The 12,733-nt window shown below is 74.5% G+C and carries 7 protein-coding genes; 2 read left to right on the top strand and 5 right to left on the bottom strand.

Going from position 1 to position 12,733, the window contains the following annotated elements:
* Window positions 1–171: 171 nt before the first annotated feature.
* Window positions 172–1,638 carry a lipopolysaccharide biosynthesis protein gene (locus tag AC6CH6_RS12370; protein WP_498255343.1) on the top strand — a complete coding sequence of 489 codons (1,467 nt, stop codon included), beginning with the start codon at window positions 172–174 and terminating at the stop codon, window positions 1,636–1,638.
* Window positions 1,639–1,665: 27 nt separating this feature from the next.
* Here the strand turns inward: AC6CH6_RS12370 and AC6CH6_RS12365 are convergent, their stop codons facing one another.
* The 4 genes from AC6CH6_RS12365 to AC6CH6_RS12350 form a co-directional block, all read right to left on the bottom strand.
* Window positions 1,666–3,756, bottom strand: a complete 2,091-nt coding sequence (locus tag AC6CH6_RS12365) for an acyltransferase family protein (protein WP_498255342.1) — start codon at window positions 3,754–3,756, stop codon at window positions 1,666–1,668.
* Between the two features lie 74 nt (window positions 3,757–3,830).
* Complete coding sequence (locus AC6CH6_RS12360) at window positions 3,831–4,925, bottom strand: glycosyltransferase (protein WP_498255341.1); 1,095 nt, start codon at window positions 4,923–4,925, stop codon at window positions 3,831–3,833.
* A 54-nt stretch (window positions 4,926–4,979) separates the two neighbouring features.
* The gene (locus AC6CH6_RS12355; protein ID WP_498255340.1) at window positions 4,980–7,166 is read right to left on the bottom strand and encodes a RecQ family ATP-dependent DNA helicase; all 2,187 of its coding nucleotides are present in this window, start codon (window positions 7,164–7,166) and stop codon (window positions 4,980–4,982) included.
* 577 nt (window positions 7,167–7,743) lie between these two features.
* Window positions 7,744–9,540: an AMP-binding protein gene (locus AC6CH6_RS12350; RefSeq protein WP_419968395.1), complete on the bottom strand. Its 1,797-nt coding sequence runs from the start codon at window positions 9,538–9,540 to the stop codon at window positions 7,744–7,746.
* Window positions 9,541–9,698: 158 nt separating this feature from the next.
* Between AC6CH6_RS12350 and AC6CH6_RS12345 the strand changes: the two genes are divergently transcribed.
* Window positions 9,699–11,225, top strand: coding sequence for an MFS transporter (locus AC6CH6_RS12345; protein ID WP_498255339.1), 1,527 nt, complete (start codon window positions 9,699–9,701; stop codon window positions 11,223–11,225).
* A 9-nt stretch (window positions 11,226–11,234) separates the two neighbouring features.
* Here AC6CH6_RS12345 and AC6CH6_RS12340 read toward each other — a convergent pair whose 3' ends face one another.
* Complete coding sequence (locus AC6CH6_RS12340; protein ID WP_498255338.1) at window positions 11,235–12,527, bottom strand: DUF2254 domain-containing protein; 1,293 nt, start codon at window positions 12,525–12,527, stop codon at window positions 11,235–11,237.
* Window positions 12,528–12,733: the final 206 nt, after the last annotated feature.

The raw sequence follows: 12,733 nt of genomic DNA, 5'->3' as shown, positions 1-12,733 counted from the left end.
TGCCGGACGGGGAGCCTGACGCGGTGCCGGAGATGCTGCTGGACGGGGTGGGGGCGGCGATCATGGTGCCACCCTATCGGCGGGGCCGCGGCCGGGGCGCTCCGGGCACCGCGCCGGGGCGCGAGTAGACTCGGGCGCGATGACCAGCCCTGCCACCGGGTCGGCCGCCTGATGTCCCGGCTGCGCTCGATCCTCTTCCCGCCGCCCAACCACGCGAACACTGACAACCCCCTGGGGTCGGCGTTCGCGCTGACCGTGGTGGCCGTGTTCGTTCAGGGGCTGTCCCGCTTCGGCTACAGCGTCCTGGTGGGCAACCTGCTGGGCCAGGAGGCGCTCGCCGAGGTCAACCTGACGATCTCGCTGGCCCTGTTCCTCGTCCTGCTGTGGCCCCAGGCCTCGGGCACGGGGGCCGCCAAGTTCATCGCGATGGCCCGGGGCCGCCAGGACCCCGAGGGGCAGGCGGCGACGGCCTCCTTCACCGCGCGCAGCGCGTCCGCGGGCATGGCGCTGCTGTCCGTCTCGGCGGTGCTCTACGCCGCGTTCGCGCTCGAGCTCTCCTGGGGCTTCGCGGTCTCGGCCGGTCTGCTCGTGCTCTCCCTGTCGGCCTACAACTTCGTGCGCGGCGTCCGCACGGGCAACAACCAGTTCGTGACCACGACGGCGTGGGACACCATCAGCTCGTTCCTCACCCTCACCCTGCTGCTGCTGGTCCTGCTCGCCGGCTGGCACTGGGTCCTGCTGCTGCCCCTGATCCTCGGCTACACGGTCTACGCGCTGCCCTCCTGGCCCCGCCGCACCGGGGCGCGCCTCGACCCGGCGGTGCGCCGGGAGATCCTGGTCTTCACCGCGTGGGGATCGGCCCACCTGCTGGCGGCGAGCGGTCTGATGCAGCTGTCCCTGGTGATCGGCGACAGCTTCGCCACGAAGGCGGAGGTCGGCCTCTACGCCGCCGCGGTGTCCCTGGCCACCCCCGCCAGCATGCTGTCCGGGGCGATGCTCACCGCGCTGTCCCCCAGCGTGGCCCGCATGTACGCCGCCGGGGACACCGCGGGCCTGACCCGGCAGGTGGACACGATCCTGCGGACGATGGTCACGGTGTTCCTGCCGGTCTTCGGCGTGGGCGCCCTGTGGGCGGAGCCGGTGCTCCGGGTGGTCTACTTCGGGGACCCCGAGTTCGCGGAGGCCGAGCCGCTGCTGGTCCTGCTGTTCCTGGCCGTCTCGGCGACCAGCTTCAACGCCGCGAACGCCCGGCTCAACGGCACCGAGCCCTGGGGGGTCAAGGTGCTCGCCGCCGCCAACGGCCTGGGTCTGGTGGTGGGCGTGGTGACGATGCTCCTGCTGGGCCCGGAGCTCGGCATCACCGCCTCCGCGGTGGGCTACCTGGTGGGCTCGCTGCTGAGCGCGGTGCTGCCGCTGCTGGTGGTCTGGCGGCTCGACCGGATGCGGTGGGGCACGGTCCTGCTGCGGATCGTGGCCGGCTACGCGATGATCCTGGTCGCGCTGCAGCTGCTCGGCCCCGACTTCCGGGTGCTGCCGGCGCTCGGGGCGACCGTCGTGTTCCTCGCGGTCTGGGCCGGGCTCAGCGCCCGGGACCTGCGGCCGGCCCTGCGCGCCGCGGGCGCCCGGCTCCGCCGCTGAGCAGGCCCCCGCCCACCCGGCCCCCGCTCACCCGGCGGGCCGGGCCCGCTGCCCGAACTGCCGGTCGAACTGCTCCGCGAAGGCCGGGACCATCGTGACCACGTAGTCGCGGGGCATGTGGTTGTCGTCCATGTAGACCCAGCGGTTGCCGATCCGGGACGGGCACGTGCCGTCGGGGCAGATCCAGTCGCTCATGTCGAGACTGACGAAGTTCCCGTGCCGCCCCGTCAGCGCGTCGGCCGGGTTCTGCGGGGCCAGCTTCTGCGCCCGCGGCGGGTTGCACCGCTCGGCGTCCGGGCCGTCCTGGTCGATGCAGGTGACCATGTTGAAGGGGAACCGCGGGTTGTCCCGGATCCCGACCACCGTGATGCCCCGCTCGCCGAGGTCCGCCAGGACCTGCGCGAACCCGGGGGCGATCTGCTCGCCGGGCCCCTCGTCGGCGGTCACGGTGGACGTGGTGAGCACGACGTCGATCCCGTGGTCCTCGATGTACCGGTCGGTGAGCCCGATCAGCTCCTGGCACTCGGTGTTGTCCGTGGTCTCCACGGGCTGGAACCGGCAGGCGCCGCGGATGACGGAGACCAGGTTCCAGCCGCGGTCCTCGGCGACGCGCTGGAACGCCGGCAGCCACTGCTCGGCGTGGGAGTTGCCGATCACCATGGCGTCGACCTCGGCGTCCGGGTCGACCGGCAGGGTCGAGCAGGCCACCTTGTAGCCGTCGAACCACTCCTCCGTCGCGGCGTCGCAGGACTCCGGCAGCTCGGACCACTGCCCCTCGCGGACCAGCGGGTTCGGGATCGTGGGCACCTGCGGGTCCTGCTCCCAGGCGAGGTCCCCGGTCAGCACCGCGGCCCCCGGGTTCTCGAGGGCGGCCTGCTCCGCGGCCTCCTGGGCGTGCCGGTCGAGGACCACCCGCGCCCCAGAGGCGGGGACCAGTACGAGGGCCACGCACAGCACCACGAGGCCGAGCTGGTGCAGGCTCGCGCGGGGTCCGGTGCGGGGCCGGAGGGGCCGTTCCACGAGCCGGTGCACCAGCACGCCCAGCACGATGCTCCCCAGGAGGATGAGCAGCCCGTGCCCCAGCGTGGCCTTGGCGCGGTCCGTGACCACCAGGTAGGTGACGAGCACCGGCCAGTGCACCAGGTAGACGGCGTAGGACGCCTCGCCCAGGGCCAGCAGGGGCCGGCGGCTGAGCAGGGCGTCGGCCCCGCGGGGGTCGCCGGTGTGCCCGGCCAGGATCACCAGGGCCGCTCCGGTCAGCGGCCACAGCGCCGCCCAGCCCGGGAAGGAGCCCTGGACGTCGAGGACGAGTCCGCACACGGCGATGGCCACGAGCCCGGTCCAGCCCAGGAGGAGGCGCAGCGCGCCCGGCAGGGTGACGCCGCGCAGCACGGCCAGGGCCAGCAGGGAGCCGAGGGCGAACTCCCACAGCCGGGCGCGGGTGTCGAAGTAGGCGAAGGCCTGCTCGCTGCTCGTGGAGACCACCGAGAAGGCGAAGGAGGCGAGGAAGACGGCGCTGAACACGCCGGTGGCCACCGTGGTGACGGTCCACCGGGTGCGCCCGGCGATCAGCCCGCACAGCGCGAGGAGCAGGGGCCACAGCAGGAACACCTGGCCCTGCACGGACAGGGACCAGAAGTGCTGGAACGGGCTGGCCCCGGAGGTGTCCGCGGCGTAGTAGTCGACCGCGTTGAGGGCGAGCACCCAGTTCTGGGAGTACAGCACCGTGGCCGCCGCCTCCTCGATCGCGGCGTACCAGCGGTCGGACGGGAACAGCAGCCGCACCACGACGAGGGTGCCCAGGACCGTGACGACGACGGGGGGCAGCAGCCGCGAGAACGTCCTGGTCCAGTAGCGGCCCAGCTGCGGCCCCTTCCCGGCCTCGAGCCGCCGGACGAAGGAGAGCGTCATGAGGAACGCCGAGATGAACAGGAAGACGTCCACTCCGCCCGAGACCCCGCCGATCCACACGTGGTAGACGGCGACCAGGAGGACGGCCACGGTGCGCAGCCCCTGGACCTCGGGGCGGAAGCGGTGGGCGGGGGCGGAGGCGCCCGCCGGGGGCGCGGTGCTGTTCGCGACCCCGGGGGAAGGGTCGGCGGGGAGGAGGCGGCTCATGGAGTTCTCTCGTCGGGCGGGGGTCGGACGACTGGCTCGGCACCATTGTCACACCGGACGGTGGCGTCTTCCGGTCACACCAGCAGGGACGCGGCCATGAACCGCAGCGGGGCCTCGCGGTGCAGGACCCTGCGCAGGTCGCGGGTGAGCAGCGTGCTGGGCCGGCCGAAGCGGCGGCGGGCGTCGTCGACCCGGAGCACGGCCTCCGCTGTGGCCCCCGGCCGGACCGCGAGGTCCAGGACCTCCCGGTCCGCGCGGGAGAGCACGGTGAGCGCGCGGGGGGCGCGCGTGTCGACCAGTGCGAGCAGGCCGCGCACCTGGTCCACGTCCTCCGGGGTCCAGCGCCCGGCCGCCGTCCGGGCGCGCACGGCGCCGAAGACCTGGACCCGGAGGATCTTGGCGGCGATTGCCGTCCGCTGCTCCGGGGCCAGCCCGGCGCACCAGGGACCGCCGAGCAGGTCGGTCGCCGCGGCGAGGTCGTCCGTCAGGGGGCGGGGCTCCGCACTGATCCGGTCGGCCGCCCCCTCCCGCAGCCGGTAGTGGGCGCCGCGGGGCGCGAGGTCGACCCGCCCCTCGCCGAACCAGGTGCGGGCCACCAGCTCCTGGTCCTCCCCGGTGGCGTACCGGCCGTTGAAGCGGGCCCCGTGGTCCACCAGCAGCTCCCGGCGGAGCAGCCCGAAGACGTGGGTGCGGTAGGCGAGCCGGTCCTTGACCGGCTCGAGGTCCGCGCGGCGGAAGGGCCGCGGCACGGGGGTGCGCACCGGCCGGCCGGAGTCCTTGACCAGGCGCGGGAGCACCGCCGCCGAGCCGTGGCGCTCGGCGGTCGCCGTCCAGGCCGCGAGGGCTCCCGGGGCGAGGGTGTCGTCGCTGTCCACGAAGGACACGTACCGGGCGCGGGAGCGCTCCAGGGCCAGGTTGCGGGGCCCGGCCGGGTTGGCGGTGCCGTCGAAGCACTCCACCAGCTCCACGAGCGGCCGGTGCTCGGCGGCGAGGCGGTCGCGGATCAGCGCGGCCCCGACGTTGTGGCACACCACCGTGATGTGCACCCCGCCGTGGTCGCCGACCGGGAGCCCGCCGGCCAGCACGGAGCCGACGGCCCGGTCCACGGGCCGGGCGGGGGTGTGCACCGGGATGATGACGTCGACGAGCGGCGTGGGGGCAGAGGACACGCAGGCCAGCGTACAAGACCGCGCCGGGGCGGCCCGCCCGGCGCGGTCCGCGCCTCAGCCCTGGGAGGCCAGGACGAACGGCAGCACGGGCCCGGAGCCGGCCCGGCGCAGCGCGCGGGCGGCCACGGCGAGCGTCCAGCGGCTGTCCACGAGGTCGTCGACCAGCAGCACCGGGCGTCCCCCGAGCCGGTCCAGCCCCTCCGCGAGCTCGGGGGGCACCCGGAACTTCTCCCACAGGGCCGCGAGGCGGTACGCGCTGTTGCCGCCGTGCCCGCCGGAGGGGAAGCCCTCGGGGACGTCGAGCTCCCCCAGATAGGGCAGGTGCCCGACCTCGGCCATGCCCTCCGCCAGGGAGCGCACGAGCCGGGGGCGCGAGCGGGACGGGATCGAGACGACGGCCGCGGGCCGGTCCGACCAGCGCCACTCGGCGAGCACCTGGACGCACGCCCGGCCGAGGGCGGGGTCCACCGGTCCGTCGACCGGCGCGCCCTCCTCGTCGGTGCGGAACACCTCGCGCAGCCGGTTGCCCCAGCCGAGGTCCGTGAGCCGGGCGAGCGCCCGGCCCTCGGCGCAGCGCTCCTCCTCGGGGATCCGGCCCTTGACCTCGACCCCGAGGCGCGGCATCCCGGTGGGCCACTGGGCGCGCGGCTCCACCACGACGCCCACGCGGGTCAGGGCGGCTCCCGCGGAGTCGGTGGCGGACTCGTCGACGGTCGTGGGGTACCAGGGGCCGGCGCAGCTGTCGCAGCGCCCGCAGGGCTCGGCCGTGGCGTCGTCGAGCTGCCGGGCGAGGAACTCCATGCGGCACCCGGTGGTGCGCTCGTACTCGAGCATGGCGTTCTGCTCGGCCACCCGCGCCGCGGCGATCCGGCCGTAGCGCTCGGCGTCGTAGCGCCACGGCACGCCCGTGCTCTGCCAGCCGCCCTGCACGCGCTCCACCGCGCCCTCGACGGCGAGCACCTTCAGGAGCAGCTCGAGCGGGCTGCGCCGGACGTCCACGCGGGACTCCAGCACGGCCACGGACAGGGCTCCGCCCGCGGCCCCCAGCTCGCCCAGGACGGCGGCGGCCTTCTGCTCGGTGGGCATCGACGAGGTGGCGAAGTACTCCCAGATCCGGCGGTCCTCGGTGCCCGGCAGCAGCAGGACGTCCGCGTTGTCCGTGGCGCGGCCCGCACGGCCCACCTGCTGGTAGTAGGCCACGGGCGAGGACGGCGCCCCCAGGTGCACCACGAAGCCGAGGTCCGGCTTGTCGAAGCCCATGCCGAGCGCGGAGGTGGCCACGAGGGCCTTGACCTTGTTCTCCTTGAGGGCGGACTCGAGCTCCTCGCGCTCGCCCTGGTCGGTGCGCCCGGTGTAGGCGCGCACGGGGATCCCGGCGTCGGCGAGCGCCTGGGCGGTGTCCTCGGCGGCCCCCACGGTCAGCGCGTAGATGATCCCGCTGCCCGGGAGGGACTCGACGTGCTCGAGCAGCCAGGCGAGGCGGGCCGTGGCCGAGGGCAGGTCCAGCACGCCGAGGCGCAGGGACGCCCGGGAGAGCGGGCCGCGGAGGGTGAAGACCTCCCCCGTGCTGCTGCCGCCGGGTCGCACGCCCAGCTGCTCCTCGACGTCGGCGACCACGCGCTCGTTCGCGGTGGCGGTCGTGGCCAGGACGGGGACCTGCTCCGGGAGCCGGGCGATGAGGTCGCGGATGCGCCGGTAGTCGGGGCGGAAGTCGTGGCCCCAGTCGGAGATGCAGTGCGCCTCGTCCACCACGAGCAGCCCGAGCCGGGCGACCAGCTGCGGCAGCTGCTGCTCGCGGAACACGGGGTTGTTGAGCCGCTCCGGGGAGACCAGCAGGACGTCGAGCTCGTCTGCCTCCAGCTGCGCGGCGATCTGCCCCCACTCGGTGGCGTTGGCGGAGTTGATGGCCGCCGCCCGGACCCCCGCGCGGGCGGCGGCGGAGACCTGGTCCCGCATGAGGGCCAGCAGCGGGGAGACGATCAGGGTGGGCCCGCGGCCCCGGGCGCGCAGGAGCAGGGCGGAGAGGAAGTAGACCGCGGACTTGCCCCAGCCGGTCCGCTGCACCACCAGGGCCCGCCGGCCGCGTCCCACGAGGGCCTCGACCGCCTCGAACTGCCCGGGGTGGAAGGCGGCGTCCGGCCGGCCCGTGAGCGCGCGCAGCAGGTGGAGCGCGTCCTCGTGCAGGGCCGGGTCCGGCGCGGTGTCGTGGGCGGCGATGTCGTGGGCCGGGGAAGTCGTCATGGCCCCAGTCTTCCAGGGCCCCCCGACGCCGCCCGACCCGAGGGTGGGGCGTGCAGTGGCGACGGGGCCCGGACAGAGCGATGCGCCCGCTGCCCATCCGTCGAACGGATGGCCCCCGCAGCGGGCGCATCGACCGGCCTGACGGCCGGTGGCGAGCAGAGACTCGCCTGGCGGGAGTACCGCCCCCCAGCGGTGCTCCCATTCGGTTCACCCCCCGATGAACCGGTTGCACCGGCACCCCCCGATGCCTGCGTGCACGCGGCCCATCCCCCGATGAACCGCAGTCGATCCGCCCCCCGGCGGATCGGTTGGTTCCGCCCCATCGGGTGAACCAATTGCCACCATGGTGGCAGGGTTTCTGTGACCTGTCACGGCCAGTGAAGTCACATTCGATCTGGGGGACACCCAGGCAAATTCATCTGTTTGCACTAGTCAACGAGGGGTCCCGTGGCGGCTTTTCGCTACCGGTGGGTATTCGACGGCGGCGGGCGTGGCACGAAGTGGGGACATCCGGGACCCTTGGCGTCCCCCGTTGGGCGCACGCCGGGCGCCGTGCGCGGCGTCACATTGCGGGCGCTCAGCCGCGCAGCCCCGGGAAGTCGGCCTCCGTGTACTCGACGCCGTACCCGTCGGCCCCGGGAGCCGCGGGGCCGGAGCGGTCCGCGGCCTCCTCCCGCTCGCGCAGCACCACCCGGCGGATCTTGCCGGAGATCGTCTTGGGCAGGTCCGTGAACTCCACCCGGCGCACCCGCTTGTAGGGGGCGAGGTTCTCCCGGGCGAAGCGCAGGATCTCCCCGGCGAGCTCCCGGGTGGGCTCCGCGCCGGCGGCGAGCACCAGGTAGGCCTTCGGCACCGCGTGCCGGACCGGGTCCGGCGCCGGGACCACGGCGGCCTCGGCCACCGCGGGGTGCTCGATGAGCACGGACTCCAGCTCGAACGGGGAGATCCGGTAGTCGGAGGCCTTGAACACGTCGTCGGTGCGGCCCACGTACGTGTAGACGCCGTGCTCGTCGCGGCGGGCGATGTCGCGTGTGTGGTACCAGCCGTCCTTGACGACCTCGGCCGTGCGCTCGGGCTCGTCGATGTAGCCGGCCATGATGCCGGGCGGGTCGTCGTCGACCCTCAGGCAGATCTCCCCCTCCTCGGCGGGCGCGCCCGTCTGCGGGTCGAAGAGGTCGACGACGAAGCCCGGCAGGGGCCGGCCCATGGCCCCCGGCACCACCGGCTGCCCCGGGGTGTTGGCGATCTGCAGCGTGGTCTCCGTCTGCCCGTAGCCGTCCCGGATGGTCACGCCCCACGCGTCCTGCACCCGGCGGATCACCTCGGGGTTGAGGGGCTCGCCGGCGGAGACGGCGGACGTCGGCGGGTCCTGCACGCGGTGCAGGTCCGCCTGGATGAGCATCCGCCACACCGTGGGCGGCGCGCAGAAGCTCGTCACCCCGGCCCGGCCCATCTGCTCCAGGAGACCCGCCGCGTCGAAGCGGGACTGGTTGTGGATGAACACGGTGGCCTCCGCGATCCACGGGGCGAAGAAGTTGGACCACGAGTGCTTGCCCCACCCCGGCGAGGCGATGTTCAGGTGGACGTCCCCGGGGCGCAGGCCCATCCAGTAGACCGTGGACAGGTGCCCGAAGGAGTAGGAGGCGTGGGTGTGCTCCACGAGCTTGGCCTGGGACGTGGTGCCGGAGGTGAAGTACAGCAGCAGGGGGTCCCGGGAGCGCGTGACGCCCTCCGGGACGAAGACGGGGTCCGCGGCCGCGGCCTGCTCGTACGGGTGCACGGGACGGCCGGGCAGCTGCGCGCGCGCCGCCTCGACCTCCGCGGCGGCGCCGACGACGACGAGCTCGTAGTCGCCGTCGACGCCCGCGAACTTGGGGGCGTTGGCGGCGTCCGTGACGACCCACGAGACCTTGCCGCGCTGCACCCGGTCCAGCAGGTCGGCCGGCGGCATCATCACGGCGGTCGGGATCAGGGGCGCGCCCAGCTTCATGCCGGCGAGCTGGGTCTCCCACAGCTCGAGCTGGTTGCCGAGCATGAGCAGCACGCGGTCGCCGCGCCGCACCCCCAGGCCCCGCAGCCAGTTCGCGGTGCGGGCCGAGGACCCGGCGAGCTCCCGGAAGGTCCGCCGGAGCTCCGTGCCGTCCTCCTCGACGATCCACAGCGCGTCCCGGGCCCCGCGCTCCGGGTCCCGGGCGACGTGGTCGAACCAGTCCAGGGCGTAGTTGAAGTGCTCCATCCGGGGCCAGCGGAACTCCTCGCGGGCCCGGTCGTAGTCCTCGCGCAGCGCCAGGACGCGGTCCCGTGCCGCCTCGTACTGCTCGGAGACGCCGGGGGCGGCGTCGGACGTCGCACTGGTGGGGACCGGCTCGGCCATCGGGGACCTCCATGGTTGTCGCTGCGGGCCGGACGGAACCGTCCGGCGGGCCATCCCGTGCAGTCTAGTGCGGCGCTCCTCCCGCCGTCCGGGGCGGGCCCGGTGCCGGCTCTGGAAGGATGGGGGCCGCACCCCCGCCCGGAAGGAGCCCGTCCGCCATGCTGTCCCCGGCACCCGACGTCCCGGTCCGCGCCGGCGCCCGCGAGTGGGCCGCTCTCGTGGTCCTGATGCTGCCGGTGCTGCTGATCTCGGTGGACAACACGGTGCTGAACTTCGCGCTGCCGGAGATCTCCCGCGAGCTGCGCCCCACCGGCACGCAGCTGCTGTGGATGGTGGACGCCTATCCGCTGGTGCTCGCCGGGCTGCTCGTGCCCATGGGCGCCCTCGGGGACCGGGTGGGCCGCCGCCGGCTGCTGCTGGTGGGCAGCACGGGCTTCGCGGCGGTGTCCGCGCTCGCCGCGTTCGCCCCGACCGGGGAGGCGCTCGTCGCCGCGCGGGCGCTGCTGGGCCTCTTCGGCTCGATGCTGATGCCCGCGACCCTGTCCCTGCTGCGCAACATCTTCCACGACCCGACGCAGCGGCGGACGGCCATCGCGGTGTGGGCCACGGGCTTCTCGGCGGGCGGGATCCTGGGGCCGGTCGTGGGCGGGTTCCTGCTCCAGCACTTCTGGTGGGGCTCCGTGTTCCTCCTGGCGGTCCCGGTGCTGCTGCCGCTGCTGGTCCTGGCGCCGGTGCTGGTGCCGGAGTCCCGCAACCCGGCGCCGGGCCCGGTGGACGTGCCCAGCGCCGCCCTGATCATGACCGCCATGGTGGCGCTGGTCCACGGCATCAAGGACCTCGGCGGCCACGGCCCGTCCGCCGGCGTGCTGGCCGCCGCGGTGCTGGCCGTGGCCGCCGGGGCGCTGTTCGTGCGCCGCCAGCTGCGCAGCCCGGTGCCGATGCTGGACCTGCGGCTGTTCCGCCACGCCCCGTTCACCGGCGGGCTGCTCAACAACCTGGTGGCCTCCACCACCTTCATCGGCTTCCTGTTCTTCGTCTCCCAGTACCTGCAGCTGGTGGAGGGCCTGCCGCCCCTGGAGGCGGGCCTGGCCCTGCTGCCGGGGGCCGTGGTCACGATCGTCTCGGGGCTGCTGGTGGTGCACGTGGTCGGCTTCGTGCCCCCTGCGCTCGTGCTAGGCGGCGGGCTGCTGGTCATGGCCTCGGGCTTCCTGCTCGTCCTGCTCGGGGACCTCTCCGGCGGGCTCGTGCTCGTGGTGGCCCTCGTGGTCATCGGGCTGGGCTCCGGCGCGGCCCAGACGATCGCGGGGGACCTGATCCTCACCGAGGTGGCCCCCGAGCAGGCCGGCGCCGCCTCCGCGATCTCGGAGACAGCCTACGAGCTGGGGGCCGGGCTGGGCGTGGCCGTCCTGGGCACGGCCGTGACCGCGACCTACGCCGCCCGGGTGGCGGTGCCGCCGGGCCTGGACCCCGGGCAGGCCGCCACCGCGTCCGAGACCCTCGGCGGGGCGGTCGACGTCGCCGCGGCCCTCGGCCCGGACGCGTCCGGGGAGCTGCTGGCCTCGTCCGTCGCGGCCTTCGAGGCCGGCGTGCACCTGTCGGCCGGGATCGGCGCGGTCCTGCTGGCAGGGACCGCCGTGGCCGTGGGCCTGCTGCTGCGCCGGGTCCCGCGGCTCCGGCGCCGGTAGCGGACCCGCTCAGTCGGCCGAGCGCATCCTGACGTGCTGCTCCACCCGGGCGAGGTCCCGGGGGTGGGGTGCGCTGTCGCGGAACCGGGCGAGCAGGACGTCGACGTGCTCGCGCGCCTGCCGCCGCACGGACGGGTGGACGCTCGCCGCCTCGATCCGGGCGGCGAGGTCCACGAGGGCCAGCAGGACGCTGACGTGCCCGGTGGCGTGCGGGCCGATCTGGTCGAACGGCATGTCCACGATCTCCTCGACCCCCACCGTCCCGTAGCGCAGCCGGTGCACACCGTCGACCACCACCGTGTTCCCCGGGAGCGGGCGGGCCACGGCGGCGACGATCCCGGACGCGACCTCCTCGACGGCGTTGACCGCGGTGTAGGGGTCGTTGGTGCTCGGGGAGAGGGCGCGCACGGCGAGCTCCACGACCTGCTGCTCCGCGAAGCGGACGTCCTGGAGCGCCGAGCGCGAGTCGCCCACCCGCACGCAGCGCCGCAGCCGGTCCTCCAGCTCCCCGGCCCGGTGCTCGGGCCACACCCGGACCAGCGGCTCCTCCGCCAGGACGTGGTCGCCCACCCGCGGCACGAGCTCGAGGACGACGTCACCGGCCGCGGCGTGGTCCCGGAGCCGCTCGTAGTCGACGCCGACGACGTAGCCCACGCTGCCCGCCCGGACCTCTCCCCCGCCGCTGCGGCGCCCCGCGGTCCGGACCAGCTCCTCCGGCGTCTCCTCCGGGTGCCACCGCTCGATCACGTCCAGCAGGCGCCGGCGCGCGCCGTGGACGAGGGTGTCCACCTGCACGGAGTCCGCGATGTGGTGGATGAAGTAGACGATCAGGGCGACGTCCGCGACCGCCAGCAGCACGCCGAGGTTGACCGCCAGGTGCGGGACGAACGGCTGGGCGAGGTCGTCGGAGGCCGAGCGGATCGTGCGCAGGACCAGCAGCGAGTAGATGAAGGTGGACACGAGCACGCCCAGCACCACCTGGTTGCCGCGGTCCGCCATGAAGTTGCGCACCAGCCGGGGCCCGTACGTGGAGCTGGCCGTGGCGATCACCGAGATGGTGATGGAGAAGGCGGTCGCGGCCACGCCCAGCATCGATCCGCCGATCGCGGAGAGCATCGACCGGGACCCGTCGATGCCGACGGCATAGACCCACGCGATCCACGGGGAGTCCAGGTCCTCGGGCAGCCACCGGTCCACGGCCACCACGGACTGGGCCAGGACGACGGCGGCGAGCACGCACACGGCGGGCACGAACCAGAACTTGTCGAACACCCGGCGCCACGAGCCGGAGAGCTTGTCCATGCGCCCACCCTAGACCTGCCCCTCCCGGCGGTGGCGGTAGGCTGGGCGCCCGGACCCGCGCACCCGCGGATGCGCCACCTCCCTGACGCCCCACCTGACCGCCCTCGAGGAGATCTCGCCATGCTCAACGCTTCGCGACCGCGCCGACGGACCGCCGAGGCGCAGGCCGCCCTCGACTCGGTCACCCTCCGCTGACCGGCCGGGAC

The sequence above is a fragment of the Kocuria sp. GQ42 genome (assembly GCF_059758435.1).
This window is presented reverse-complemented; position numbering and strand designations above follow the sequence as displayed.

Excerpts from the sequence above, each read along its gene's own strand:
- AC6CH6_RS12370 (WP_498255343.1), top strand. The coding sequence starts at position 172 with ATGTCCCGGCTGCGCTCGATCCTCTTCCCGCCGCCCAACCACGCGAAC.
- AC6CH6_RS12355 (WP_498255340.1), bottom strand. The coding sequence starts at position 7,166 with ATGACGACTTCCCCGGCCCACGACATCGCCGCCCACGACACCGCGCCG.
- AC6CH6_RS12345 (WP_498255339.1), top strand. The coding sequence starts at position 9,699 with ATGCTGTCCCCGGCACCCGACGTCCCGGTCCGCGCCGGCGCCCGCGAG.
- AC6CH6_RS12365 (WP_498255342.1), bottom strand. The coding sequence starts at position 3,756 with ATGAGCCGCCTCCTCCCCGCCGACCCTTCCCCCGGGGTCGCGAACAGC.
- AC6CH6_RS12350 (WP_419968395.1), bottom strand. The coding sequence starts at position 9,540 with ATGGCCGAGCCGGTCCCCACCAGTGCGACGTCCGACGCCGCCCCCGGC.
- AC6CH6_RS12340 (WP_498255338.1), bottom strand. The coding sequence starts at position 12,527 with ATGGACAAGCTCTCCGGCTCGTGGCGCCGGGTGTTCGACAAGTTCTGG.